Source organism: Cellulomonas sp. NTE-D12 (assembly GCF_027923705.1).
GTDB lineage: Bacteria > Actinomycetota > Actinomycetes > Actinomycetales > Cellulomonadaceae > Cellulomonas.
In genome coordinates this window covers 1,159,999-1,186,287 of record NZ_AP026442.1, presented here as the reverse complement: position 1 = coordinate 1,186,287, position 26,289 = coordinate 1,159,999, and the positions used below count along the sequence as shown (strand labels likewise).

General features: G+C 72.5%; 23 protein-coding genes. 6 read left to right on the top strand and 17 right to left on the bottom strand.

Features of this window, described 5'->3' with window-relative positions:
* Positions 1–56: 56 nt before the first annotated feature.
* Together QMF98_RS05400 and QMF98_RS05395 are read left to right on the top strand one after the other, a co-directional pair.
* Entirely contained in the window at positions 57–473 is a 417-nt protein-coding gene (locus QMF98_RS05400; protein WP_337975013.1) for an SRPBCC family protein, read from the top strand.
* Positions 466–933 carry a MarR family winged helix-turn-helix transcriptional regulator gene (locus QMF98_RS05395; protein WP_337975012.1) on the top strand — a complete coding sequence of 156 codons (468 nt, stop codon included), beginning with the start codon at positions 466–468 and terminating at the stop codon, positions 931–933. The genes QMF98_RS05400 and QMF98_RS05395 overlap by 8 nt, the downstream gene beginning before the upstream one ends.
* A gap of 51 nt (positions 934–984) precedes the next feature.
* Here the strand turns inward: QMF98_RS05395 and lplB are convergent, their stop codons facing one another.
* From lplB to ilvD (QMF98_RS05340), 11 genes are all read right to left on the bottom strand, one after another.
* The gene (gene lplB / locus QMF98_RS05390; protein WP_337975011.1) at positions 985–2,049 is read right to left on the bottom strand and encodes a lipoate-protein ligase small subunit; all 1,065 of its coding nucleotides are present in this window, start codon (positions 2,047–2,049) and stop codon (positions 985–987) included.
* Between the two features lie 52 nt (positions 2,050–2,101).
* A complete protein-coding gene (cimA, locus tag QMF98_RS05385; RefSeq protein WP_337975010.1) occupies positions 2,102–3,706 on the bottom strand; it encodes a citramalate synthase in 1,605 nt (534 codons plus the stop codon).
* 337 nt (positions 3,707–4,043) lie between these two features.
* On the bottom strand, positions 4,044–5,141 hold the full coding sequence (locus QMF98_RS05380) for a branched-chain amino acid aminotransferase (RefSeq protein WP_337975009.1): 1,098 nt from the start codon (positions 5,139–5,141) through the stop codon (positions 4,044–4,046).
* 95 nt (positions 5,142–5,236) lie between these two features.
* On the bottom strand, positions 5,237–6,322 hold the full coding sequence (locus tag QMF98_RS05375; RefSeq protein ID WP_337975008.1) for a 3-isopropylmalate dehydrogenase: 1,086 nt from the start codon (positions 6,320–6,322) through the stop codon (positions 5,237–5,239).
* Between the two features lie 64 nt (positions 6,323–6,386).
* Positions 6,387–7,016: an ASCH domain-containing protein gene (locus QMF98_RS05370; protein ID WP_337975007.1), complete on the bottom strand. Its 630-nt coding sequence runs from the start codon at positions 7,014–7,016 to the stop codon at positions 6,387–6,389.
* A gap of 171 nt (positions 7,017–7,187) precedes the next feature.
* A complete protein-coding gene (gene ilvC, locus QMF98_RS05365) occupies positions 7,188–8,216 on the bottom strand; it encodes a ketol-acid reductoisomerase (protein ID WP_263732494.1) in 1,029 nt (342 codons plus the stop codon).
* 65 nt (positions 8,217–8,281) lie between these two features.
* On the bottom strand, positions 8,282–8,806 hold the full coding sequence (ilvN, locus tag QMF98_RS05360) for an acetolactate synthase small subunit (protein ID WP_263732495.1): 525 nt from the start codon (positions 8,804–8,806) through the stop codon (positions 8,282–8,284).
* Positions 8,807–8,818: 12 nt separating this feature from the next.
* On the bottom strand, positions 8,819–10,666 hold the full coding sequence (locus tag QMF98_RS05355; RefSeq protein WP_337975006.1) for an acetolactate synthase large subunit: 1,848 nt from the start codon (positions 10,664–10,666) through the stop codon (positions 8,819–8,821).
* A gap of 273 nt (positions 10,667–10,939) precedes the next feature.
* The gene (locus QMF98_RS05350; protein ID WP_337975005.1) at positions 10,940–12,652 is read right to left on the bottom strand and encodes a glycoside hydrolase family 13 protein; all 1,713 of its coding nucleotides are present in this window, start codon (positions 12,650–12,652) and stop codon (positions 10,940–10,942) included.
* A 75-nt stretch (positions 12,653–12,727) separates the two neighbouring features.
* On the bottom strand, positions 12,728–14,446 hold the full coding sequence (ilvD, locus tag QMF98_RS05345) for a dihydroxy-acid dehydratase (RefSeq protein ID WP_337975004.1): 1,719 nt from the start codon (positions 14,444–14,446) through the stop codon (positions 12,728–12,730).
* A gap of 91 nt (positions 14,447–14,537) precedes the next feature.
* On the bottom strand, positions 14,538–16,400 hold the full coding sequence (gene ilvD, locus QMF98_RS05340; protein WP_337975003.1) for a dihydroxy-acid dehydratase: 1,863 nt from the start codon (positions 16,398–16,400) through the stop codon (positions 14,538–14,540).
* 185 nt (positions 16,401–16,585) lie between these two features.
* Here ilvD (QMF98_RS05340) and QMF98_RS05335 point away from each other — a divergent pair, with 185 nt between their 5' ends.
* Complete coding sequence (locus tag QMF98_RS05335; protein ID WP_337975002.1) at positions 16,586–17,185, top strand: TetR/AcrR family transcriptional regulator; 600 nt, start codon at positions 16,586–16,588, stop codon at positions 17,183–17,185.
* Complete coding sequence (gene gap / locus QMF98_RS05330) at positions 17,182–18,186, top strand: type I glyceraldehyde-3-phosphate dehydrogenase (protein WP_337975001.1); 1,005 nt, start codon at positions 17,182–17,184, stop codon at positions 18,184–18,186. The genes QMF98_RS05335 and gap overlap by 4 nt, the downstream gene beginning before the upstream one ends.
* Positions 18,187–18,246: 60 nt before the next feature.
* Here the strand turns inward: gap and QMF98_RS05325 are convergent, their stop codons facing one another.
* On the bottom strand, positions 18,247–19,137 hold the full coding sequence (locus QMF98_RS05325; RefSeq protein WP_337975000.1) for an NAD-dependent epimerase/dehydratase family protein: 891 nt from the start codon (positions 19,135–19,137) through the stop codon (positions 18,247–18,249).
* 91 nt (positions 19,138–19,228) lie between these two features.
* Here QMF98_RS05325 and QMF98_RS05320 point away from each other — a divergent pair, with 91 nt between their 5' ends.
* Both QMF98_RS05320 and QMF98_RS05315 read left to right on the top strand, forming a co-directional pair.
* A complete protein-coding gene (locus QMF98_RS05320) occupies positions 19,229–19,816 on the top strand; it encodes a TetR family transcriptional regulator (RefSeq protein WP_337974999.1) in 588 nt (195 codons plus the stop codon).
* 78 nt (positions 19,817–19,894) lie between these two features.
* Positions 19,895–21,262, top strand: a complete 1,368-nt coding sequence (locus tag QMF98_RS05315; RefSeq protein ID WP_337974998.1) for a cryptochrome/photolyase family protein — start codon at positions 19,895–19,897, stop codon at positions 21,260–21,262.
* 21 nt (positions 21,263–21,283) lie between these two features.
* Here the strand turns inward: QMF98_RS05315 and QMF98_RS05310 are convergent, their stop codons facing one another.
* The 5 genes from QMF98_RS05310 to gatC all read right to left on the bottom strand — a co-directional run bounded on the left by QMF98_RS05310 (position 21,284) and on the right by gatC (position 26,205).
* Positions 21,284–22,213 carry an NAD(P)-dependent oxidoreductase gene (locus tag QMF98_RS05310; RefSeq protein WP_337974997.1) on the bottom strand — a complete coding sequence of 310 codons (930 nt, stop codon included), beginning with the start codon at positions 22,211–22,213 and terminating at the stop codon, positions 21,284–21,286.
* A gap of 11 nt (positions 22,214–22,224) precedes the next feature.
* Complete coding sequence (locus tag QMF98_RS05305; RefSeq protein ID WP_337974996.1) at positions 22,225–22,770, bottom strand: GNAT family N-acetyltransferase; 546 nt, start codon at positions 22,768–22,770, stop codon at positions 22,225–22,227.
* Positions 22,771–22,889: 119 nt separating this feature from the next.
* The gene (gatB, locus tag QMF98_RS05300; protein WP_337974995.1) at positions 22,890–24,395 is read right to left on the bottom strand and encodes an Asp-tRNA(Asn)/Glu-tRNA(Gln) amidotransferase subunit GatB; all 1,506 of its coding nucleotides are present in this window, start codon (positions 24,393–24,395) and stop codon (positions 22,890–22,892) included.
* Positions 24,392–25,909, bottom strand: a complete 1,518-nt coding sequence (gene gatA, locus QMF98_RS05295; RefSeq protein WP_337974994.1) for an Asp-tRNA(Asn)/Glu-tRNA(Gln) amidotransferase subunit GatA — start codon at positions 25,907–25,909, stop codon at positions 24,392–24,394. The genes gatB and gatA overlap by 4 nt, the downstream gene beginning before the upstream one ends.
* Positions 25,906–26,205, bottom strand: coding sequence for an Asp-tRNA(Asn)/Glu-tRNA(Gln) amidotransferase subunit GatC (gene gatC / locus QMF98_RS05290; RefSeq protein WP_263732509.1), 300 nt, complete (start codon positions 26,203–26,205; stop codon positions 25,906–25,908). Before gatC ends, gatA begins: the two co-directional genes overlap by 4 nt.
* Positions 26,206–26,289 lie beyond the last annotated feature (84 nt).

The window sequence follows — 26,289 nt, the reverse complement described above, 5'->3', positions numbered from 1 at the left end:
GCACCACCTCCTCCGATAGTGGGTGCACGGATAATCTCTGCACCTATGGAGGCATCGTGTGGACGCACGAGTGCACGAAGGAGACGGACGTCCCGGTCGACCGGATCTGGCGGACGTTCGTCGACATCCACTCCGGCCGGCTCCGCCTGCCCGGCGGGGACACCTTCCGACCGGAGGGTGACCTGGCCGTCGGGACGCGCATCGCCGTGACGCCGGCGGGTCAGGACACGATGACGTCCGTCGTCACCGAGCTCGAGCCGGGCGCCGCCTACGCCGACGAGACCCGGTACGGGGACCTGGTCCTCACCTTCCGGCACCGTTTCCAGCCGCTCGAGGGCGCCACCCGCATCACGCACGCCCTGACCATCACGGGGCCCGGGTCGGACGAGGCCGGACCGGTCGTGGGCCCGCAGATCAGCGCCGACTTCCCGGAGCAGCTCGACGCCCTGGTCGACGCGGCGCGCCGTGCCTGACAGCGGCGCAGCCAGCCGCTTCGTCGACCCCGGCGCCGACAGCCCGGGCTTCGTCCTGTGGCAGGTGACGTTGGCGTGGCAGCGCGGCGTCGCCGAGGCGCTGCGCCCGCTCGACCTGACCCACGTCCAGTTCGTGCTCCTCGCGTGCACGTGGTGGCTCGGCAGGTCGGCGACGCTGCCCAGCCAGCTGGACGTCGGCCGACAGGCGGGGACCGACCCGAAGATGACGTCCGAGGTGCTGCGCAGGCTGGAGGCCAAGGAGCTGCTGGTGCGCACGGTGGACCCGGCGGACACGCGGGTCCGACGCGTGGAGGTCACGGCCGCCGGCGCCGAGCTCGCGCAGCGGGCCGTCCGCGTCGTGGAGGCCGCGGACGCCGAGTTCTTCGGTGCGCACGGTCCCGCGGTCCTCGACTCGCTCCGACCGCTGGGGACGCGGCGGGGCGCTCCGGGCGGCAGCTGAAGCGGGACGGTCAGCCGAGCCGACGGCTCCCCGCACGGTGCGCCCGGCGCCTCAAGGGAGACGACGCGTCCAGAGCGGGTTCTCGAACTTCTCGTGCTGCAGCTGGGCGGCCCGGTGCAGCTCGTCCGGACGGAGCTCGCCGTCGACGGTGGGGTACCGCGAGCGGAAGTGCTCGGTGAACGCCGTGATGACCGCCTCGCGCGGCAGCCGGGTCTGGGACCGCACCGGGTCGACCCGCTTGACGGCGCTGACCGTGCCCTTGTCCGAGAGCTTCTCGCGGCCGATCCGCAGCACCTCGTTCATCTTCTCCGCGTCGATGTCGTACGCCATCGTCACGTGGTGCAGCACCGCCCCGCCGACCATCCGCTTCTGCGCGGAGCCGGCGATCTTGCCGGCGGGTGAGGAGATGTCGTTGAGGCCGGACAGCCCTGCCTCGACCCCCACGTCCGCGAGGGCCCCCAGCACCCACTGGTTGAGGAAGGCGTACGACTCCTCGAACGAGAGGCCGTCCACCAGGGACTCGGGCACCACCAAAGAGAACGTGATGCAGTTGCCCGCCTCCATGAACATCGCGCCGCCGCCGCTGATCCGCCGGATCACCTGCACGCCGTACCGCTCCGCCGCCTCGGCGTCCACCTCGTTGCGCACCGACTGGAACGAGCCGATGATCACCGCCGGCGTCTGCCACTCCCAGAACCGCAGGCTCGGTCCACGGCGTCCGGCGGCCAGCTCCTCGGTGAGCACCTGGTCGAGGGCCGTGTGCATCGCCGGGGGCAGCGGGCCCGGGTCCAGCAGCTCGAACGTGTGCTCCTGCCAGGTCGTCGACAGGCCGAGGGCCCGGCGCACCGCCACCGCGACGTCCCGGGTGGTGAACCCGATCATCGCGGGGGCGGACGGCAAGCGTGCGTCGTCCAGCGCCTCGTCCATCGCGTGCGTCAGGCGCGTCACCGCGCTCTCGGCCGGCATCGCCTCGAGCGCGTCGCGGAGCACGTCGAGCACCTCGTCGGGCTCGACGAAGAAGTCCCCGCTGAGCTCGACGTCGGTCAGACGGCCGTCGACCACGTCCAGGTCGACGACGACGAGCTTGCCCCCGGGAACCTTGTACGCACCGTGCACCCCGCCACTCTAGGCACGCGACGAGGTAGGTCAGGCGACGGTCGACCCGCGCTCAGCGGGCGGGGACGCCGGCCTTGTACAGGCCCCAGATCACCGAGTCGGTCAGGGCCTCCCACGACGCCTCGATCAGGTTGGGGCCCACCCCGACGGTGCTCCACGACGAGCTGCCGTCCGTGGTCTCGATCAGCACGCGCGTGACGGCGTCGGTGCCGAGCTGCGAGTCGAGGATCCGGACCTTGAAGTCGATCAGCACGAACGGCTCGAGCTCGGGGTAGACACCGAGCAGGGCGTGCCGGAGCGCATGGTTCAGGGCGTCGACGGGACCGTTCCCCTCCCCCGTGCTGACGAGCCGCTCGCCGCCGGCGTGCAGCTTGACCGTCGCCTCGGCCGTCGCCGGGGTCCCCCGCCCGCCCCGGCGCTCGATGATCGTGCGCCAGGACTCGACCGTGAAGTAGGCGGGCTTGCCGGCGCCCGCCTCCTCCAGCAGCAGCAGCTCGAACGACGCGTCGGCCGCCTCGTACGTGTACCCGTTCGCCTCGGCGTCCTTGACCCGGTTGGTCACCGCCGAGAGCACCTCCGGCCGGTTCGAGAGGTCGAAGCCCAGCTCGCGGCCCTTGAGCTCGATCGACGCCCGCCCGGCCATGTCGGAGACCAGCATGCGCATGTCGTTGCCCACCGCCGCCGGGTCGGCGTGCTGGTAGAGGTCGGGGTCCACCCGGATCGCGGAGGCGTGCAGACCCGCCTTGTGCGCGAAGGCGCTCGCGCCGACGTAGGGCGACCGGGCGAACGGGGAGATGTTGGTGATCTCGCTGATCGCGTGGGCGATCCGGGTCAGCTCACGCAGCCCACCGCCGTCGACCGGTGTCAGGACGGTCCGTCCGAGCTTGAGCTCGAGGTCGGCCACGACCGTGAGCAGGTCGGCGTTGCCGGTGCGCTCGCCGTAGCCGTTGACGGTGCCCTGCACGTGCTCGCACCCCGCCTCGACGGCGGCCAGCGTGTTGGCCACGGCGCAGCCGGAGTCGTTGTGCGCGTGCATGCCCAGGATGCCGGCGGGGCCGACCGCGTCGCGCAGCTCGGTGACGATGCGCGTCACCCAGGCCGGCAGCATGCCGCCGTTCGTGTCGCACAGCGTCACCACCTCGGCGCCCGCCTCGAACGCCGTCAGCACCGCCGAGCGCGAGTACCCGGGGTCGTAGCGGTAGCCGTCGAACAGGTGCTCGGCGTCCACCACCACCCGCCGCCCCTCACGGACCAGGAACCGTACGGTGTCGGCGATCATCGCCAGACCCTCGTCGGGCGTCGTCCGCAGCGCGCGCTCCACGTGCCGGACGTCGCTCTTGGCGACCACCGTCACCACCGGCGTCTCGGCGTCCACCAGCGCCCGGACCTGCGGGTCGTCGACGGCACGGGCGTCGGCCCGGCGCGTCGCGCCGAACGCCGCGAGCACCGCGTGCCGCAGGTCCAGCTCCTTGGCCGCACGCTTGAAGAACTCGGTGTCCTTGGGCACCGCGCCCGGCCAGCCGCCCTCGATGTAGCCGACGCCGAGCTCGTCGAGCAGCGGGACGATGGCCAGCTTGTCGGCGACCGACAGGGCGATGCCCTCCTGCTGGGCGCCGTCGCGCAAGGTCGTGTCGTACACCTGGAAGCCAGTGCTCACGGGGCTCTCCTGCTCGTGCGGTGCGGGACCGGCGGGGGTGGTGCCGGGGACGACGTACCGGGCGGGGGTGGTGCCCGGAACCGTCGGTGACAACAAAAAGACCCCCCGAAGGTCGGGAGGTCTGCGCGTCGGCGGGGGTGGGTGCCGACGCGCTATCCAATGATGAGGTGGAACCGGGTCACGCCGCCATGGTGGCACAGGTCACGTCTCGTGGACACCCCGTCCGGCCTGTGGACGACGCTGCGGCTGACGTGCAGCGTCGTCCACGGCCGGTCGGCACGAGCCGGTGAGCGACGAGGGACGGGCGTGACAGGACGCCGGTCGGCGCCCCGTACGGTCAGGCGATCCGGTGCAGCCAGCCGTACCGGTCCTCGGCCCGGCCGTACTGGATGTCGGTCAGCTGCTGCCGGACCAGGGTGGTGACGGGACCGGCCTCGCCGGTGCCGACCGTCAGGTCGAAGTCGTCGGAGGCGAGCCGGCCGATCGGCGTCATCACGGCTGCAGTGCCGCACGCGAACACCTCGGTCACGGTCCCGTCGGTCAGGCCGGCCTGGAGGTCGGTCAGCAGCACGGGCTCCTCGCTGACCGGGTGTCCCGCATCGGCGAGCAGCTGGATGATCGAGGACCGGGTGACGCCCTCGAGGATCGACCCGGACAGCGGCGGCGTGCTGACGTGCCCGTCGGCGTGCACCACCATCACGTTCATCCCGCCGAGCTCCTCCAGCTGCGTGCCGGTGGTCGCGTCGAGGAAGCACACCTGCTCGAAGCCCTTGGCGTAGGCCTCCTGCTGCGGCAGCAGGCTGGCGGCGTAGTTGCCGCCGCACTTGGCGGCACCCGTGCCGCCGGGACCGGCGCGGTGGTACTGGCGGTCCACCCAGATCGACACGGGCTTCACGCCGCCGGCGAAGTACGGGCCGACGGGCGAGGCGATGACCAGGAACTCCACCGCGCCGGCGGGCCGCACGCCGAGGAAGGACTCCGAGGCGTACATGAAGGGCCGCAGGTACAGGCTCATCTCCTCGCCGGCCGGCACCCAGGCCCGGTCGACGCCGACGAGCGCCCCGATCGCGCCGAGGAAGTCCTCGGTCGACAGCACCGGCAGCGCCAGCCGGCGCGCCGAGCGCGCGAACCGGGCGGCGTTCACCTCCGGACGGAACGTCCACACGGAGCCGTCGGCGTGCCGGTACGCCTTCAGACCCTCGAAGATCTCCTGCGCGTAGTGCAGCACCGCCGTGGCCGGGTCCAGCTGCAGCGGCCCGTACGGCTCGACGCGGCGGTCGTGCCAGCCGTCGGCCGTTGACCAGCTGATCCGCGCCATGTGGTCGGTGAACACCGTGCCGAACCGGGGCGACGCCAGCGCGGCCTCGCGGTCGGCATCGGTCACCCGATGGGCGCTGGGTCGGATCTCGAACAGGTCCGGCGTGGTGGTGCTCATGTCCGTGCTCATATCGGGGCCTTTCACCAGGGTCGGGACGACGGTACCGGTGACGACGGCCGAGCGGCAGGACGGGTCGCGACGCGACCCGCGGGTCAGCCGACGATGCGGGAGACGAGGTCCTGGCCCACCTCGGCCGTCGACCGTACTCGCGCGGCCCCGGCGCGGTCCGCCAGATCGGCCGCGACGGCACGCTCGACCCGCGCGGCGGCGTCCGGCAGGCCGAGGTGGTCGAGCAGCATCGCGACCGACAGGACGGTGGCGGTCGGGTCCGCCTTGCCCTGACCGGCGATGTCCGGCGCCGAGCCGTGGACGGGCTCGAACATGCTCGGCGACGTGCTGTCAGGGTTGACGTTCCCCGAGGCGGCGAGGCCGATGCCGCCCGTGATCGCGGCGGCGAGGTCCGTGAGGATGTCGCCGAACAGGTTGTCGGTCACCACGACGTCGAACCGCGACGGGTCGGTGACCAGGTAGATCGTGGCGGCGTCGACGTGCGAGTAGTCGACCGTCACGTCGGGGAACTCGGCGTTCACCGCGTCGACCGTGCGGCGCCACAGGTGACCGGCGTGGACCAGCACGTTGTGCTTGTGCACCAGCGTCAGCTTCTTGCGGGGCCGGCGCGAGGCGACCTCGAACGCGTAGCGGACCACCCGCTCGACGCCGAAAGCGGTGTTCAGGCTCACCTCGGTGGCCACCTCGTGCGGCGTCCCGGCGCGCAGCGCACCACCGTTCCCGACGTAGGGGCCCTCGGTGCCCTCACGGACCACGACGAAGTCGACCTCGCCCGGGTCGGCCAGCGGGGACCGGACACCCGGGTAGAGGCGGCCGGGGCGGAGGTTGACGTAGTGGTCCAGCGCGAACCGGAGCCGCAGCAGCAGGCCGCGCTCCAGCACGCCGGACGGCACCGTCGGGTCGCCGACGGCGCCGAGCAGGATCGCGTCGTGGGTGCGGATCGCGGCGAGGTCGTCGTCCGTCAGGGTCTCCCCCGTCGCGTGCCAGCGGCGCGCACCGAGGTCGAAGTGCGTGGTGCGCAGCGCCGGGCCACCACCCGCGAGCGCCGCCTCGAGGGCGAGGAGGCCCTGCTCCACCACCTCGATGCCGATACCGTCCCCCGGCACGACTGCCAGGTCGATCACGGTGGGGTCGGCGAGGGCGGGCACCTGCGGTGCGGCGTCGGACATGGGGGCAACGCTAGCGGGCCGTCCCATCCTTCGGGATGGTGGTCTCACCTGGTGGTCGCGAGCTCTACTCCGCGGGCGTGGGACCCAGGGTCGGGTACACCACCTCGAACCGCTCGAGAACCATCGGCATCCGCGGGTCGAACGGCTCGGCGGGCAGCCTACGTCGCCACACCGCCTCGTGGTCCCGTCGCCACTGCTCCAGCGACCGGTCCCCCTCTCCCTCGAGCGCGGCGTGCTCGGCCCCGACCTCGTCGAACGGCACCACGTCCACCTGCGTGGCGCGCAGCACGACGCGGGGCGTCCCCGACCCGTCGGTGACGATCGAGACGTCGCCGACCTGCGGGAGCGCCTCCCCCGCCGCCTCGTAGTCGCTGAGGGCGCCGGCCGTCGCCGTCTTCCGGCCGGCCAGCACCAGCTCGAGCAGCTCGTCCGCGAGCTCCGGGCTGTCCCCGAACGACCACACCGGCGGAGCGACGAGGTCCCGGTCGCCCGGACCCATCACCACGTCCATCCGGCCCAGGCCCAGGTGCGCCTGAGCCGCCTGCCAGAGCGCCACCAGGGCGTCGTCCTCCTCGACGTCACCGCCCACGGCAGGCACGTCCGACAGACCGTCGCCGTCCACGTCCCCCGGAACCGCCGACCCACCCGCTGCCGGCACCAGCTGCTCGTCCGTCTCGTCGGTCTCGTCCGTCATGGGGACATCGTGGCGGGCCGGGGCCGGACGTGCGAGGTGGGGGCCGCCCGAAGGACGACCCCCACCTGCACGACTGCGGTCCGCGCGCGCCGAACCCGCTCAACCGGTGGTCGGGTTCGGCTCTGCGTTGCCCTCCGGCGGCTGCCGCCCGCGGGCGACCCGCACCTTCGGTCAGCGCGCCGCGCTTCCCTCCGTGTAGTCGGCGTCCGACGGCTTCACCCACGCGAACAGCTTGCGCAGCTCGCGGCCGACCGGCTCGATCGGGTGGTTCTGGCCCTTCTCGCGCAGCGCCTTGAACTCCGGTGCGCCGGCGTCCTGGTCGGCGATGAACCGGGTGGCGAACGCCCCGGACTGGATGTCGGCGAGCACCGCCTTCATGTTCTCCTTCACGTGCGGGTCGATCACCCGCGGGCCGGAGACGTAGTCGCCGTACTCGGCCGTGTCGGACACCGACCAGCGCTGCTTGGTGATGCCGCCCTCGTAGATGAGGTCGACGATGAGCTTCAGCTCGTGCAGCACCTCGAAGTACGCGATCTCCGGCTGGTAGCCGGCCTCGGTCAGCGTCTCGAAGCCGTACTGGATCAGCTGCGAGACACCGCCGCAGAGGACGGCCTGCTCACCGAACAGGTCGGTCTCGGTCTCCTCGGTGAACGTCGTCTTGATCCCCGCCGCCTTCAGGCCGCCGATCGCCTTGGCGTAGGACAGCGCGAGCGGCCACGCCTGGCCGGACGCGTCCTTCTCCACGGCGATGGCGACCGGCACACCGCGGCCCGCGACGTACTCGCGGCGCACGAGGTGACCCGGGCCCTTCGGGGCGACCATGAACACGTCGGCGTCGGCCTTGGGCGTGATGTAGCCGAAGCGGATGTTGAAGCCGTGGCCGAACACGAGCGCGGTGCCCGGGTTCAGGTTCGGCTCGATCTCCTCGGCGTACAGCTTCCGCTGCGCCTGGTCCGGCGCCAGGATCACGACGACGTCGGCCTCCTTGACCGCATCGGCCACCTCGAGGACGCGCAGGCCCTGCTGCTCGGCCTTGGCCCGGGACGCCGAGCCGGCACGCAGGCCGATGCGGACGTCGACGCCGGAGTCGCGCATGTTCAGCGCGTGCGCGTGCCCCTGGCTGCCGTAGCCGATGACGGCGACCTTCTTGGACTGGATGACGGCCAGGTCGGCGTCGTCGTCGTAGAACAGCTCAGCCACGGTGGAACTCTCCTCGGTTGTCGGTTGTGCAGAGTGCGGGGGGAAGACGGCGGGAGATCGGCCGGTCAGGCCGACCGGCTCACCCGCTCGAGGGCTCGGTCGGTGATGGAGCGCGGGCCGCGGCCGATGGCGACGGTGCCCGACTGGACGATCTCACGGATGCCGAACGGCTCCAGGGCCGCCAGCAGCGCGGTCAGCTTGGTGGGGCTGCCGATCGCCTCGACCACCACGGACTCCGTGCCGACGTCCACGACGTGGGCGCGGAACAGGTCCACCACCTCCAGCACGCCGGTGCGCTGGGACTGGTCGGCCTTCACCTTGACCAGCAGCAGCTCGCGGCGGACGGAGGCGTCGTCCTCGAGCTCGACGATCTTGATGACGTTGATCAGCTTGTTCAGCTGCTTGGTCACCTGCTCGAGCGGCAGCGCGTCCACGTCGACGACGACGGTGATGCGGCTGATCTCCTCGTGCTCGGTGGGGCCCACCGCGAGGGAGTGGATGTTGAACGAGCGCCGCGCGAACAGGCCGGCGACGCGCGTGAGCACGCCGGGCTTGTTCTCGACGAGCACCGAGAGGGTGTGCCGGGTCATGGTCGGATCTCCTCAGTCTTCCCGGTCCCACGCCGGGGTCAGGTGCCGGGCGTACTGGATGTCGTCGTTGCTCACACCGGCGGCCACCATCGGCCACACCATCGCGTCACGGGAGACCGTGAAGTCGACCACCACCGGCTGGTCGTCGATCTCCATCGCCCGCTTGATCGTCGCGTCCACGTCCGCCTTGGTCTCGCAGCGCAGACCGACGGCGCCGTACGCGTCGGCCAGCTTGACGAAGTCGGGGATGCGCACGGTGCCGTGACCGGTGTGCAGGTCGGTGTTGGAGTAGCGCGACTCGTAGAACAGGGTCTGCCACTGGCGGACCATGCCGAGCGAGGAGTTGTTGATCACCGCCACCTTGATCGGGATGTCGTTGATCGTGCAGGTCGCCAGCTCCTGGTTGGTCATCTGGAAGCAGCCGTCACCGTCGATCGCCCACACCGTGCGGTCCGGCTGGCCGACCTTGGCGCCCATGGCCGCCGGCACGGCGTAGCCCATGGTGCCGAGACCACCGGAGTTCAGCCACGACTTGGGCCGGGCGTACCTGATGAACTGCGCCGCCCACATCTGGTGCTGGCCCACGCCCGCCACGAAGATCGACTCCGGCCCGGAGATCTCCCCGATCCGGCTGATCACGTGCTGCGGCGCCAGGTGGCCGTCCGACGGCTCGTCGTACCCGAGCGGGAACGTCTCGCGCCAGGCGTCCAGCTGCCGCCACCAGGCCTCCAGGTCCGGCTTGCCGTGGTGCGCCTGCTCGCGCTCCAGCTCCGGCAGCAGGTCGGCGATCACCTCCTTGAGGTCGCCGACGATCGGCACGTCGACCCGCACGTTCTTGCCGATCTCCGCCGGGTCGATGTCCGCGTGCACCACGGCGGCGTTCGGCGCGAAGCTCGACAGCAGGCCGGTGACGCGGTCGTCGAACCGGGCGCCGAGCGCCACGATCAGGTCCGCGCGCTGCAGGGCCGCCACCGCGGGCACCGTCCCGTGCATGCCCGGCATGCCCAGGTGCTGCGGGTGGTCGTCGGGCAGCGCGCCGCGGGCCATCAGCGTGGTGGTCACCGCCGCACCGGAGGCGTCCACCAGCCGGCGCAGCAGGGCGGTGGCGTCGGCGCGGATCACGCCACCACCGACCAGCAGCACCGGCCGCCGCGCGGTCGCGAGCAGGCGGGCCGCCTCGCGCACCTGCTTGGCGTGCGGCTTGGTCACCGGGTGGTACCCGGGCAGCTGGATCTCCTGCGGCCAGGAGAACGTGGTGCGCGCCTGCATCGCCGACTTGGCGATGTCGACCAGCACCGGCCCGGGCCGTCCGGTCGAGGCGATGTGGAACGCCTCGGCGATCACCCGCGGGATCTCGTCCGCATCGGTCACCAGGTAGTTGTGCTTGCTCACCGGCAGCGTGATGCCGACGATGTCGGCCTCCTGGAAGGCGTCGGTGCCGATCAGGGCCGCGCCGACCTGACCCGTGATCGCCACCATCGGGATCGAGTCCATGTTGGCGTCGGCGATCGCCGTGACCAGGTTGGTCGCACCCGGGCCGGACGTCGCCATCGTCACGCCGACCTTGCCGGTGGCGTGCGCGTAGCCGGAGGCAGCGTGGCCGCCGCCCTGCTCGTGGCGCACCAGGATGTGCCGGACCTTCGCCGAGTCCATCAGCGGGTCGTAGGTGGGCAGGATGGCGCCGCCGGGGATGCCGAAGACGACCTCGACGCCGACCTCCTCGAGCGACCGGACGATCGACTGCGCGCCGGTGACCTGCTCGGGCCCGATCGTCGAGCCGTGCTGCGGTGCGGCGGGCGGCCGCGCGGCGGCCGTGGGCCGCGGCGTCGCGGGTGGTGCCGGGTGAGGACCCTGGACCATCGGTGTCTCCTCGGGGTCGGACTGCGGGACTGCTGGACTTCGGACTGCGGTGCTACAGGTCCCCGAACACGAAAAAACCCCTCGGCCCGGGGACGGGCTGGTCGAGGGGTGCGCGCGGACGAAGACCGGAGCGGGAGGTCGTCGCCGGCGCTCAGGTAAGTACTACGAGGAGGTTCGTCTGCACCCGCCGGACACTACGCCACGGGCCCACGCGCTGTCACGCGTGGGCCGGTCCGTCTCACATCGCGGTGCACGGTCTCGGATCGCGGGACGTCACGCGTGCAGCCTGCGGTAGACGCGCGCCTCCCACGGGCGCAGGGCCGTGTCGGGTCCCGGGGTCCGGCCCGGGTACGAGCCGATCAGCACCTCCGCGTCGGCGGGCCACGGGTCGTCGAGCGCCACCGGCTGCGGGTCCCCCGTGAAGTTGCCGAGCACCAGCAGCTCCTCGGCGCCGAGGCGGCGCGTGAACGCGTACACGTGCTCGTCGTCCGGCAGCACCATGGTGAAGTCGCCCAGCGCCACCACCGCGTGGTCGTGGCGCAGCGCGATCAGCCGGCGGTAGTGGGCGAACACCGAGTCCGGGTCGGCCCGGTCCTCGCGCGCGTTGATCGTCGTGCGGTTCACGTTGACCGGCAGCCACGGCTGGCCGGTGGTGAACCCCGCCTGCGGCGAGTCGTCCCACTGCATCGGCGTGCGGGCGTTGTCCCGGCTCATCGCCGCGAGCGCCGCGAGCAGCTGCTGGTCGGTCAGCGTCCCGGCGGCGCGCATCTCCTCGACGTACCGGAGCGACTCGATGTCCCGGTAGTGGTCGAACGTGTCCCAGTGGGCGTTCGTCATGCCCAGCTCCTCGCCCTGGTACACGTACGGCGTGCCGCGGTGCAGGTGCAGGACGGTGGCGAGCATCCGGGCGGACTCTCGGCGGTAGCGCCCGTCGTCACCCCACCGCGAGACGATCCGCGGCTGGTCGTGGTTGTCCCAGTAGAGCGAGTTCCAGCCCCGCTCGGCGAGCCCGACCTGCCACCGGCCCAGCACCGCCTTCAGGTCGGTCAGCTTCAGCGGCCGCACGTCGAACTTGCCGCCCGGACCGTGGTCGAGGTCGACGTGCTCGAAGGTGAACACCATGTCGAGCTCGTGCCGCGCGGGGTCGGTGTAGCGCTCACCGTCGGCCACCGTGGCACCGGGGGTCTCCCCCACGGTGATCAGCTTGTCGGCCCGTCCGGCGAACACCTCCCGGTACATCTCCGCGAGGAACTCGTGCACCCGTGGGCCGTTGGCCACCAACGGACCGGCGTGGGCACCGTGCTGCGCCTCACCGTCGGGCAGCCGCGGGTCCTTGGAGATCAGGTTGATGACGTCCATCCGGAAGCCGTCGACCCCGCGGTCGAGCCACCAGCGCATCATCGAGTAGACGGCCGCGCGGACGTCGGGGTTCTCCCAGTTCAGGTCGGGCTGGCGGCTGGAGAACAGGTGCAGGTAGTACTCGCCCGTCGCCTGGTCGTACTGCCACGCCGGACCCGAGAAGAAGGAGCCCCAGTTGTTCGGCTCGGCACCGGCCGTGCCCGGCTCCATGCCGGCGCGCGCCGGCCGCCACCAGTACCAGTCCCGCTTGGGGTCGTCCTTCGACGAGCGCGAGGCGACGAACCACGGGTGCGCGTCGGACGTGTGGTTGACGACGAGGTCCATCACCAGCCGGATGCCGTGGCCGTGCAGCGTGTCGATCAGCTCGTCCAGGTCCGCCAACGTGCCGAACATCGGGTCGACGTCCTGGTAGTCGCTGATGTCGTAGCCGTTGTCGTCCTGCGGGCTGCGGTACACCGGCGACAGCCAGACGACGTCCACGCCGAGGTCCACCAGGTGGTCGACGTGCTCGAGGATCCCGCGCAGGTCACCCATGCCGTCACCGTCGGAGTCGGCGAAGGAGCGGGGGTAGATCTGGTAGACGACGGCACGCGTCCACCACGGCGCGTCGGCGGGGGTGAAGGTCACCCGTCCATCAAACCCGACCGAGGGGGCACCGCCAGCCGGGCCGGCGGCAACCGCCCGCGAGCGGCCCGGACAGGATCAGCCGAGCACCGCTCCGCGGGACGCCGAGCCGACCAGCTTCTGGTACTTGCCGAGCACGCCGGTGGTGAAGCGTGGGGCGATCGGCGTCCAGCCCTCGCGCCGCGCGGCCAGCTCCTCGGCGTCCACCAGCAGGTCGAGGCGGGCGTTCGCGACGTCGAGGCGGATCCGGTCGCCGTCCCGGACGAACGCGATGGGGCCGCCGTCGACGGCCTCGGGGGCGATGTGGCCGACGCACAGGCCGGTGGTGCCGCCCGAGAACCGACCGTCGGTGACCAGCAGCACGTCCTTGCCGAGGCCGGCACCCTTGATCGCGCCGGTGATGGCGAGCATCTCCCGCATGCCGGGACCGCCCTTCGGGCCCTCGTAGCGGATCACCACCACGTCGCCCGCCTGGATCGTGCCGTCCTCCAGGGCGTCCAGCGCCGCCCGCTCGCGCTCGAACACCCGCGCGGTGCCCTCGAACACGTCCGAGTCGAAGCCGGCCGACTTCACCACGGCACCCTCGGGCACCAGGCTGCCGCCCAGGATGGTGATGCCGCCCGTCCGGTGGATCGGGTTGTCCAGCGCGCGCAGGATCACCCCGTCCGGGTCCGGCGGGTCGATGTCCGCGAGGTTCTCCGCGACCGTGCGGCCCGTGACGGTCAGGCAGTCGCCGTGCAGCAGCCCCGCGTCGAGCAGGGCCTTCATCACGACGGGGACGCCACCGACCCGGTCGACGTCGTACATCACGTACCGGCCGAACGGCTTGAGGTCCCCGAGGTGCGGCACCCGCGCGGCGACGCGCGAGAAGTCGTCGAGCGTGAGGTCCACCTGCGCCTCGTGCGCGATCGCCAGCAGGTGCAGCACGGCGTTGGTGGAGCCGCCGAAGGCCATCACCACCGCGATGGCGTTCTCGAACGCCTCCTTCGTCATGATCTGGCGCGCCGTGATGCCCTGCCGCAGCAGGTTGACCACGGCCTCGCCGGAGCGGTGGGCGTAGCTGTCGCGGCGGCGGTCGGCCGACGGCGGCGCGGCCGACCCGGGCAGCGACATGCCGAGCGCCTCGGCCACCGACGCCATGGTGTTGGCGGTGTACATGCCGCCGCAGGCGCCCTCACCGGGGCAGATGGCCCGTTCGATCCGGTCCAGGTCGCCGCGGCTCATCAGGCCCCGAGCGCAGGCGCCCACCGCTTCGAACGCGTCGATGATCGTCACGTCCTTCTCGGTGCCGTCCTCGAGCTTGACCCAGCCCGGCATGATCGTGCCGGCGTAGAGGAACACGCTGGCCAGGTCCAGCCGGGCTGCGGCCATCAGCATGCCGGGCAGCGACTTGTCGCAGCCGGCCAGCAGCACCGAGCCGTCGAGCCGCTCGGCCATCATCACGGTCTCCACCGAGTCGGCGATCACGTCGCGGCTGACCAGCGAGAAGTGCATGCCCTCGTGGCCCATGGAGATGCCGTCGGACACCGAGATGGTGCCGAACTCCAGCGGGTAGCCGCCCGCGGCGTGCACCCCGCCCTTCACGGCCTGCGCCAGTCGTTGCAGCGACAGGTTGCACGGCGTGATCTCGTTCCACGAGCTGGCGACGCCGATCTGCGGCTTGGCGAAGTCCTCGTCGCCCAGGCCGACCGCGCGCAGCATGCCGCGCGCCGCCGTCGCCTCGATGCCGTCCGTCACCTGCCGCGAGCGCGGCTTGAGGTCGATCCCGTCGCTGCCTGCACCTGCGGTGGCCGTCATGCCCACGGAGTGTAGGTCGCCCTTACCTGACCGGCCCGGACGGCGTCCCCGCGTTCATGCGCGCGCCGCACGGCCGCGAAGTCCCGACGACTCAGCCGCGCCGGATCCGCGACAGGTCGCGCACCGCCCCGCGGTCGGCGGACGTCGCCATCGCCGCGTACGCCTGCAGCGCCTGGGACACGTACCGTTCGCGGTCCACCGGCTGCCACGGCCGCTCGGACGCCTCCATCTTGGCGCGGCGCGCCGCGAGCACGTCGTCCGGCACGTTCAGCCTGATCAGCCGCGTCTCGACGTCGATCTCGATCTCGTCGCCGTCCTCGACCAGGCCGATGGTGCCGCCGGCGGCTGCCTCCGGGGACACGTGCCCCACCGAGATGCCGCTGGACCCGCCGGAGAACCGGCCGTCGGTGATCAGGGCGCACACCTTGCCCAGGCCGCGACCCTTGATGAACGAGGTCGGGTAGAGCATCTCCTGCATGCCGGGACCGCCGGACGGCCCCTCGTACCGGACGACGACGACGTCACCGGGCTTCACCTGCTTGGACAGGATCTTGTCGACCGCGTCCTCCTGCGACTCGCAGACGACGGCCGTGCCGACGAAGTGGAACAGCTCGGGGTCGATGCCGGCGGTCTTGATGATCGCGCCGTCGTCGGCGAGGTTGCCGCGCAGCACCGCCAGACCGCCCTCGACCGTGTACGCGTGCGCGACGTCGCGGATGCAGCCGTTCGCGGCGTCGGTGTCGAGGTGGTCCCAGCGGTTGGCGGTGGAGAACGCCTGGGTGGTCCGCACGCCACCGGGCGCAGCGTGGAACAGCTCGAGCGCCCGGTCGGTCGCCTTGCCGCCGCGCACGTCCCAGTCGTCCAGCCAGGCGCGCAGCGTCGGGGTGTGCACGCTGGTCACGTCGTGGTCCAGCAGACCGGCCCGGTCCAGCTCACCGAGCAGCGCGGGGATGCCGCCGGCACGGTGCACGTCCTCCATGTGGAAGTCGGGGTGGTTCGGCGCCACCTTGCTCAGGCAGGGGACGCGGCGGGACAGCCCGTCGATGTCGGCCAGCGTGAAGTCGACGCCGGCCTCCTGCGCCGCCGCGAGGATGTGCAGCACCGTGTTGGTGGAGCCGCCCATGGCGACGTCGAGGGTCATCGCGTTGGCGAACGCCGCCTTGGTCGCGATGCCGCGCGGCGTGACGGTGTCGTCGTCGTCCTCGTAGTAGCGCTTGGCCAGCTCGACCACCGTGCGCCCCGCCTCGAGGAACAGCTCGCGGCGCGCGACGTGCGTCGCCAGGGTCGAGCCGTTGCCCGGGAGGGAGAGGCCGAGCGCCTCGGTCAGGCAGTTCATCGAGTTGGCCGTGAACATGCCTGAGCAGGACCCACAGGTGGGGCAGGCGTTCGCCTCGACCAGGCCGAGGGCGTCGTCCGACACGTTGTCGTCCACCGAGTAGTTGATCGCGTTGATCAGGTTCAGGTGCGTGCTGGCGACGCCGTCCGCGACGACGGCCTTGCCGGCCTCCATCGGGCCACCGGAGACGAACACCGTGGGGATGTTCAGCCGCAGCGCGGCCATCAGCATGCCGGGCGTGATCTTGTCGCAGTTGGAGATGCAGACGAGCGCGTCCGCGGTGTGCGCGTTGACCATGTACTCGACCGAGTCGGCGATGAGGTCGCGGCTGGGCAGCGAGTAGAGCATCCCGCCGTGGCCCATCGCGATGCCGTCGTCGACCGCGATCGTGTTGAACTCCTTGGCCACGCCGCCGGCGTCGCGGATCGCGGAGGCGACCAGGTCGCCCATGTCCTTCAGGTGCACGTGGCCCGGGACGAACTGGGTGTAGGAGTTCGCGATCGCGATGATCGGCTTGCCGAAGTCGTCGGCACCCATGCCGGTCGCGCGCCACAGCGCACGGGCACCGGCCATGTTGCGGCCGTGGGTCGAGGTACGTGAGCGCAGCGGACGGCTCATCGCGGGCATCTCCTCGGGCGTGACGGTGGCCACCGCCTGGTGGCGCCCGCCAACGGTACGTCCGTCTCACGTGGAGAGAAGAGGCCGTCCCGCTGGGTGAGCGTCCACGCCGCCCGGCAGGTGCACCGCGGAACGCCACGAAGACCACCTGGCATTCTGTAACTACTAGTAGGTACAGTGCCGCCATGACCACCACCCGCGAACGGCTGACCGAGGCCATGGCGGACCTGCTCTGGGAGCGCGGCTACGCCGCCACCAGCCCGCACGACGTGCTCGCGAAGGCCGGCGTGGGGCAGGGCAGCATGTACCACCACTTCTCCGGCAAGCACGAGCTCGCGGTCGCAGCCTTCCGGTCCGCGATCGACACCCTGATCGCCGAGTCGCAGGTGCTCGAGAACGAGAACGACGGGGGCACGCCGCTCGACCGGATCGAGGGCTACCTGCGACGGCCGCGACCCGGCACCAAGGGCTGCCGCGCCGGACGCATGACGCAGGACCCGCAGGTGGTCCAGGACCCCGAGCTGCTCGCGGAGGTGGCACGCGCGTTCGACACCCAGGCGGACCGCTGGACGCGCGCGGTGGAGCAGGCGATCGAGGCGGGCGAGCTGCCGGCCACCATCCCGGCGCAGGACCTGGCCCTGGCCCTGTCCGCGGTGCTGCAGGGCGGTTACGTGCTGGCCCGCGCCCACGGGTCCCAGGAGTACATGGACCGAGCGGTCCGCGGAGCGGTGGCGCTCCTCGAGGCGGCCCGGGCACAGACCGGAACGACGAAGGAGGCAGCATGACGGTACGGATCGGCATCAACGGGTTCGGGCGCATCGGCCGCACGGTGCTCCGCGCGGCGCTGACCAGCGGTGCGGACGTCGAGGTGGTGGCCGTCAACGACATCACCGACGTCACCACGCTCGCCACGCTGCTCGAGTGGGACTCCATCTCCGGGCACCTGGCGGGCGTGCGGGTCGAGGGTGACGACATCGTCGTCGGCGAGCGCCGGCTGCGCGTCTTCGCCCAGCGTGACCCCTCGCAGATCGCCTGGGGAGACGTGGGTGCAGACGTCGTCATCGAGTCGACGGGACGCTTCACCGACGCCGACAGCGCCCGCCAGCACCTGACCGGCGGCGCCCGCAAGGTGATCGTCTCGGCGCCGGCGAAGGGTGACGTGCCGGCCGTCGTGCTGGGCGTGAACACCGAGGCGGTCGACCCGACGGCGTCCGACGTGTTCTCCAACGGCTCCTGCACCACCAACTGCCTGGCACCGATGGCCAAGGTGCTGAACGACGCCTTCGGCATCGAGTCCGGGCTGATGACGACGGTGCACGCCTACACCAGCGACCAGCGGCTGCACGACGCGCCGCACTCCGACCTGCGGCGCGCCCGCGCCGCCGCGGTGTCGACCATCCCGACGTCGTCGGGGGCAGCCAAGACGATCGGCCGGATCATCCCGGAGCTGGACGGCAAGCTCACCGGCTTCGCCCTGCGCGTGCCGGTGCCCGTCGGGTCGATCACCGACCTCACCGCCGTGCTGTCCCGCCCGGCGAGCGTCGAGGAGGTCAACGAGGCGTTCCGGGCCGCCGCGGCGTCCGACCAGCTGCGGCCGTACCTGCAGTACTCGGAGGCGCCGCTGGTGTCGGCCGACATCGTCGGCAACCCGCACTCGGCGATCTTCGACGCCCCGCTGACCCAGGCCGCGGGCAACCAGGTGAAGGTCCTGGCCTGGTACGACAACGAGTGGGGGTTCTCGCACCGGCTGCTCGAGCTGGCCGAGCTGGTGGGTGGCGAGCGGTAGTCGTCGCTCCCCCTGCTCCCGCCGGTGGCCGACGACCGGGTGGTCGTCGGCCCCTGCCTGTCAGGCGAGGCTGTAGGCGCCGGCCGCGACGTCCTCGAGCAGCGTGGGGCCGGTGGGCGTCCATCCGAGCAGGTCACGGGTCGCGTCGCTGGTGGCCTGCAGGTCCATGCCGAAGAACGTGCCGATCCAGCCGAAGTGCTCGGCGACGTCGTCGGGGTCCACCGACCGGACGGGTACACCGACCGCAGCACCGATCGCCTCGGCGATCTGCCGCACCGGAACACCCTCCTCGGCCACCGCGTGCACCCGGGTGCCCGCCGGCGCCGCCGCCAGCGCCAGCGCCACCAGCCGGGCGGCGTCCGACCGGTGCACGGCGGCCCAGCGGTTGGTGCCGTCGCCGGGGTAGCCGGAGACACCCTTCTGCCGGGCGACCGCCGTGATCGCCGCGATGAACCCGTGGTCCCGCGCACCGTGCACGGTCGGCGCGAACCGCAGCGCGACCGACCGCACGCCGGGCAGGCCGAGCGCCAGGTTCTCCGTGCCGCCGCGCGGCGAGTCGGGGCCGTGGAACGGCGACGGGTCCGACTCGGTCGCGGCGCGTCCGGCGGTCAGTCCTGCCACACCTGAGGCGAGCAGGAAGGCCTTCCCGGTACCGGCGAGCGCCTCCCCGATCGTCTCCACCGCGCCACGCTCCGCCGCGATGGACGCGGCCGGGTTCGACCAGTCGTGCTTGTTGGCCAGGTGCAGCACCGCATCGGCGGCGAGGGAGCCCGACCGGATCGCGCCCAGGTCGTCGAGGTCGCCACGCAGCACGGTGACACCCTTGGCCGCCAGCGCCGCAGCTGACGAGTTCGAGCGGGCGAGCCCGGTGACGGTGTGGCCGGCGGCGAGCAGCTCGTCGACGGCGGCGGAGCCGATCCACCCGGAGGCTCCGGTGACGAAGACATGCATGGGACTCTCCCTCTCGACAGATGTCGCCGATGTCAGCGACAGACATCACTCTAGATCCAATGTCAGCGGCTGTCATCACTAGACTGGGCGGATGGTGCGCTGGGAACCGGGCACGCGGGAACGTCTGCAGGCCGCCGCGCTGGAGCTGTTCACCGAGCGCGGGTTCGAGCAGACGACCGCCGCCGACATCGCCGCGGCCGTCGGCGTGAGCGAGCGGACGTTCTTCCGGCACTTCCCGGACAAGCGTGAGGTGCTGTTCGACGGTCAGTCGCGGCTGGTGGACGCGGTCGTCGAGGGCCTGCGTGCGGCGCCCGCCGACGCCCCGGCGCTCGACGTCGTCGCTGCCGGGCTGCGCGCCGGCGCCGAGCTGTTCCCCGACGACCTGCGCGGCTGGGCGCGCCTGCGCCGCGCCGTCATCGCGGAGCACCCCGCCCTGCTCGAGCGGGAGCGGCACAAGATGGCCGGGCTCGCCCGGACGATGCGCGCCGCGCTGGTCGCACGGGGGACCTCCGAGCCGGCCGCCACGCTCGCCGCGGAGTCCGGCAGCACCGTCTTCAGCGTGGCGTTCGGGCAGTGGATCGCCGAGGGCGAGCACCGGTCGCTGGCCGAGCTGCAGACGGCCGTCCTCGACGACCTGCGCTCGCTGACGGGCACGACGCCGGACCGCGGCACCGTCTGAGGGCCCGGGCCGCCAGGGCGCCGGTCGGCGTCGGCGGCTGCCCGCGCCGGACCCACGCCCGCGCCGTAGCGTCGGCCTGTGCCGACAGTCCTGTGGTTCCGCCGCGACCTGCGGCTCGCCGACCACCCGGCCCTGCTCGCCGCCACGCGAGACGGTGAGCCGGTGGTGCCGCTCTTCGTCGTCGACCCCCGCCTGGTGGCCGCAGCGGGAGCTCCACGCCTCGGCCGGCTCGCGTCGAGCCTGCGGGCGCTGGACAAGTCGCTCGACGGGACGCTCGTGCTCCGCACGGGGGCGCCCGAGGTCGTCGTACCCGCCGTCGCGCGCGAGGTCGAGGCCACCGAGGTGCACGTGTCCGCGTCCACCGAGCCGTACGGCCGACGCCGGGACGCCGCCGTGGAGACGAGCCTCGACGTACCGCTGGTGCGGACCGGTTCGCCGTACGCCGTCGCACCGGGTCGGCTCCGCACGCAGCAGGGCACGCCGTACACCGTGTTCACGCCGTTCCGGCGGGCGTGGGAGCGGCACGGCTGGTCGGCACCGGCGGCGCCTGCCGGCGCGGTGACGTGGGAGCGGTTGAGCGGCGACGGCTGGGCGGCGCTCCCGAGGCCCGACGACGGCGGCGTTCCCGGGGACGACGAGGGCGGTGAGCGTGCCGCGGGGACGGCGTGGGACCGGTTCGTCGACGGTGCGCTGCGCGACTACGCGACCGACCGGGACCGTCCCGACCGGCCCGGGACCTCACGGCTCTCGGCGGCACTCAAGCTCGGCGAGGTCCATCCGCGGACGCTGCTGGCCCGCCTCGAGCAGGTGGTCGCCGCCGACCCCGAGCTCGCAGCGGCCGCCGAGGTGTTCACCGGTCAGCTCGCCTGGCGCGAGTTCCACGCCGACGTGCTGTGGCACCGGCCGGAGGCGGCGCACCGGTCGCTCCGCGCGGTCGTCCACGACGAGGCGTGGGCCCGAGGCGCGGATGCCGACGCGGCGTTCGCGGCCTGGGCGGCGGGCCGGACCGGCTACCCGCTGGTGGACGCCGGCATGCGACAGCTGGCCGAGACCGGCTGGATGCACAACCGGGTCCGGATGGTCACCGCGTCGTTCCTGGTCAAGGACCTGCACCTGGACTGGCGGCGCGGCGCCGCGCACTTCATGACGCAGCTCGTGGACGGCGACGTCGCGCAGAACCAGCTGAACTGGCAGTGGGTCGCCGGGACCGGGTTCGACGCGGCGCCGTACTTCCGGGTGCTCAACCCCGTCACGCAGTCCCAGCGGTTCGACCCCGACGGTGCGTACGTCCGCCGCTGGGTTCCGGAGCTGCGGGACGTCCCGGCGCCCGCCGTGCACCAGCCGTGGACGCTCGGTGAGCGCGCACCCGGGGACTACCCCGCGCCGATGGTCGACCACGCGACGGAGCGGCGCGCGGCGCTCGAGGCGTACGGACGCGGGCGGTAGCAGGCCCGACCGAGCCGCCGGTCAGGTCCGGGCGACGACGTTCTGCGGCTCACGGCCGGCGAGGAGGTCCTCGATCATCCTGCGGACCACCGCCGCCACCCGGGGCTCCGTGGCGTCCGTGTTGCCGCCCTGGTGGGCGGTGATCAGCACGTTCGGGGCGTGCCAGAGCGGGTGGTCCGGCGGCAGCGGCTCGGGGTCGGTGACGTCCAGCGCCGCCCGCAGCCGTCCGGCGCGCAGCTCCGCCAGCAGGGCGTCGGTGTCGACCACCTGGCCGCGGGCCAGGTTGACCAGCAGCGCACCGTCCTTCATGCGTGCCAGCAGGTCGGCGTCGACCAGGTGGTACGTGCTGGCGTCGAGCGGCACGACGAGGATGACGACGTCGGCGTCCGGGACGAGGTCGGGCAGCTCGGTGACGGCGTGCACGTGGCCGTCGGCGGTGTCCCGCGCGCGACGACCGACCTGGACGACGTCCACCTCGAACGGCCGCAGCCGGGCCACCACCGCCGCACCCACCGAACCGGCGCCGACCACCACCACCCGCCGGTCGGCCAGCGAGTGCAGCATCGGCGAGCTCCACCGGCCGTCAGCCTGTGCCGCGACCGCATCGGGCAGGCCCCGCTGCATCGCCAGCGTCAGCGCGAGAGCGAGCTCCGCGGTACCGGTGCTGTGCACGCCGCGGCCGTTGCACAGCGTGATCCCCGCCGGCATGTGCGGCAGGGCGTGCTCGAACCCGGCGCTGGGCAGCTGCACCAGCCGCAGCCGTGGCAGGCCGTGCAGCACGGCGAAGCCGCCGGGCCGGACGAAGTAGTGCGGGACCACCACCACGTCCACGTCGGGCGCCACGTCCGCGTCCAGCGGGGCCGCGAGGTCCCACCGGACCAGCCGCACCCGGTCGGCCAGGTCGGCCAGACGGCCGAGCAGGTCCTGCGACGGCACGGTGACGGTCAGCACGCCGATCCCTTCTAGGCCGGCTGTCCGGCCCGGTACTCGTCCTCCAGCAGAGCCATCACGATCCCGTCGCACCAGCCGTCGCCGTCGCGGTAGGCGTCGCGCAGCCGGCCCTCCACCCGGAACCCGAGGTTCTCGTACAAGGACTTCGCGCGCGCGTTGACGGCGAGCACCTCGATGCCGACGCGGTGCAGACCGAGCCCGTCGAAGGCGAAGCCGAGCACCAGCTCGATCGCCTCGGTGCCGTACCCGCGCCCCCGGTACGCCGGCCGCATCTGCAGCGTCACGGAGGCGGAGCCGATCACGGGGTCGATGGACTCGAGCGCGATCTGGCCCAGGTACTCGTCGTCCCCGTTGGCGGTCACGGCCAGGACCAGGCGGTCGTCGGACGCGGCGGCCTGAGCGATCGCCGCGGGAACCTCCGACCGGGTGTACTGGCGGCTGCCGCCGACCAGCCGCCGGCCCTCCGGGTCAGCCAGCAGCTCGTACACGGCGTCGGCATCACGTGCCTCGATCGGCCGCAGCACGATCATCTCGCCCTGCAAGGTCGGTGCCTTCATCGCCCGCACGCCTCTCGTCGCCGCGTCCTGCCGGATCGGATCGTAGGGACGGCATGTGACCCGGATGTTGCCGACGTGCGACCGGCCGTTTCGACCGGCCGGTCGCACATCGGCACCGGTCAGCCCTGCACCCGCTCCAGCACCAGCTCGCGCACCCGCGCGGCGTCGGCCTGCCCGCGCGTCGCCTTCATCACCGCACCGATGATCGCGCCCACCGGACCGACGTTGCCGCCGCGGATCTTCTCCGCCACGTCCGGCTGAGCCGCCAGGGCGTCGTCGATCGCGGCGAGCAGCGGCCCGTCGTCGGACACGACCTCCAGGCCGCGGGCGACGAGCACCTGCTCCGGCTCGCCCTCGCCGGCCAGCACGCCCTCGAGCACCTGGCGGGCCAGCTTGTCGTTGATCCGCCCGGCGTCCACCAGCTGCTGCAGGGCGCCGATCTGCGCCGGGGTGATCGGCAGGTCCGCCAGCTCGATCTCCTGCTGCTTGGCGGTACGAGCGAGCTCGCCCATCCACCACTTGCGCGCCGCCGCCGGCGACGCCCCCGCGGCGACCGTCGCCTCGATCAGCTCGACGGCACCGGCGTTGACCACGTCGCGCATCTCGGCGTCGGCGTAGCCCCACTCCCCCTGCAGCCGGCGACGGCGAGCCGCCGGTAGCTCCGGAAGCGCGGCGCGGATCTCCTCGACCCACGCCGGGTCGGGTGCGATCGGCACGAGGTCCGGCTCCGGGAAGTACCGGTAGTCCTCCGCGTCGGACTTCACGCGGCCCGGCGTCGTGATGCCGGTGTCCTCGTGCCAGTGCCGGGTCTCCTGGACCACGGTCTCGCCGGCGTCGAGCACGGCCGCCTGCCGGGTGACCTCGTACCGCACGGCACGCTCGACAGCACGGAACGAGTTGACGTTCTTCGTCTCCGTCCGGGTCCCGAGCGGCGCCTGCGGGCTGGTGCGCAGCGAGAGGTTGACGTCGGCGCGCACGTTGCCGCGCTCCATCCGTGCCTCGGACACCCCGAGCGTGCGGAACAGGTCCCGCAGCGTCTGGACGTAGGCACGGGCGACCTCCGGGGCGCGGGCCCCGGCCCCCTCGATCGGGCGGGTGACGATCTCCACGAGCGGCACGCCGGCCCGGTTGTAGTCCACGAGCGAGTACGTCGCACCGTGGATGCGGCCGCCCTCACCGCCGACGTGGGTGTTCTTGCCGGCGTCCTCCTCCATGTGCGCGCGCTCGATCTGCACGCGGAAGGTGGTGCCGTCCTCCAGGTCGACGTCCACCCAGCCGTCGTACGCGATCGGCTCGTCGTACTGCGACGTCTGGAAGTTCTTCGGCACGTCCGGGTAGAAGTAGTTCTTCCGCGCGAAGCGGCAGCTGGCCGCGATCGAGCAGTTCAGCGCCAGGCCGATGCGGATCGCGTACTCGACCGCCGTCCCGTTCACCGCCGGCAGCGCACCGGGCAGCCCCAGGCTCACCGGCGTGATCTGGGTGTTCGGCTCGGCACCGAACGACTGCTCGGCGCCGTCGAACATCTTGGTGCGGGTGCCGAGCTCGACGTGCACCTCGATGCCGAACACCGGGTCGTACCGGGACACCGCCTCGTCGTAGTCGACCAGGTCCACGCTCGTCGTCACCGTGCCACCTCCAGCTCGGGCGCGCGCGAGAGCAGCGGCCCCTCCCAGCTCTGCTCCAGCAACGCCTCGAGGGCGCCCCCCACCCGGTACAGCCGCGCGTCCTCACGGGCCGGCGCCAGCACCTGGAAGCCGACGGGCAGGCCGTCGTCGGACAGTCCCGACGGCAGCGACATGCCCGGGACGCCGGCGAGGTTCGCCGGGATGGTCGCCACGTCGTTGAGGTACATCGCCAACGGGTCGTCCAGCTTCTCGCCGAGGCGGAACGCGGTGGTCGGTGCCGTCGGGGACACCAGCACGTCCGCCTGCTCGAAGGCCGCGGTGAAGTCCCGCTGGATCAGCGTGCGGACCTTCTGCGCCGAGCCGTAGTACGCGTCGTAGTAGCCGGCCGACAGGGCGTAGGTGCCCAGGATGATCCGGCGCTTGACCTCGTCGCCGAACCCGGCACCTCGCGTCGCCGCCATCACGCGCTCGGCGGTCGCGGGACCGTGGTCGGGCTCGACCCGCAGGCCGAACCGCATGCCGTCGAACTTCGCGAGGTTGCTCGATGCCTCCGCGGGGAGGATCAGGTAGTACGCCGCGAGCGCGTACTGGAAGTGCGGGCAGGAGACCTCGACGATCTCCGCACCCGCCTCGCGCAGCAGGTCCAGCGACTCGGTGAAGCGGGCCAGCACGCCCGGCTGGTAGCCGTCGCCCTGCAGCTCACGGATCACGCCGACCCGCACGCCGCGCAGGTCGCCGGAAGCGCCGGCACGGGCCGCGGCCACGTAGTCCGGCACCTCGTCGGGCAGGGACGTGGAGTCGAGCGGGTCGTGGCCGGCGATCAGCTGGTGCAGCAGTGCCGCGTCGAGCACCGTGCGCGTGACCGGGCCGGCCTGGTCCAGGCTCGACGCCAGGGCGATCAGACCGTAGCGGGACACGCTGCCGTAGGTCGGCTTCACGCCGACCGTGCCGGTGACGGCCGCCGGCTGACGGATCGAGCCTCCGGTGTCGGTGCCGATCGCCAGCGGCGCCTCGTAGGCGGCGACGGCCGCGGCCGAGCCGCCGCCCGAGCCGCCCGGGATCCGGTCGAGGTCCCACGGGTTGTGCGTGTTGCCGTACGCCGAGTGCTCGGTGGAGGAGCCCATCGCGAACTCGTCCATGTTGGTCTTGCCCAGGATCGGCAGACCGGCGGACTTGATCTTCTGCACCAGCGTCGCGTCGTACGGCGGCAGCCAGTCGCGCAGGATGGCGGACCCAGCGGTGGTGGGCAGGCCGCGGGTGACGACGACGTCCTTGACGGCGATCGGCACCCCGGCGAGCGGGTGCACCGGCGCGCCGGCCGACCGCCGGGCGTCGACGTCCGCCGCCGTCGCGAGCGCCTGGTCGGCGCTGACGTGCAGGAACGCGTGGACGGGGCCGTCCACCGCGGTGATCCGGTCCAGGTGCGCGGTGGTCGCCTCGACGGCACTGACCTCGCGGGTGGCCAGGCGCTCGGACAGCTCGGCGGCGGTCAGCCGCGTCAGGTCGGTGCTCACGCGTCCTCCCCCAGGATCTGCGGGACGGCGAACTTGCCCTCCTGGGCGGCCGGTGCGCCGGCCAGCACCTCGTCGCGGTCGAGGGGCGGCACCGGCTCGTCGGCGCGGAACACGTTGGTGAGCGGCAGCGGGTGGCTGGTGGCCGGGACGTCCGGGGTGGCGATCTCGGCGACCCGGGCGACCGACTGGACGATGACGTCGAGCTCGCCGGCGAGGCGGTCCAGCTCGACGGACGTCAGGTCGATCCGCGCCAGGGCCGCCACGCGCGCGACCTCGTCGCGAGAGAGGGTGGACATGCGGTGGAGTCTAGTGGCGCCCTCGCACGGCCCCTCGGGCCCCGGGGCCCGACCGGACGACCGCCGGCCCGGCCGTCCGGCACG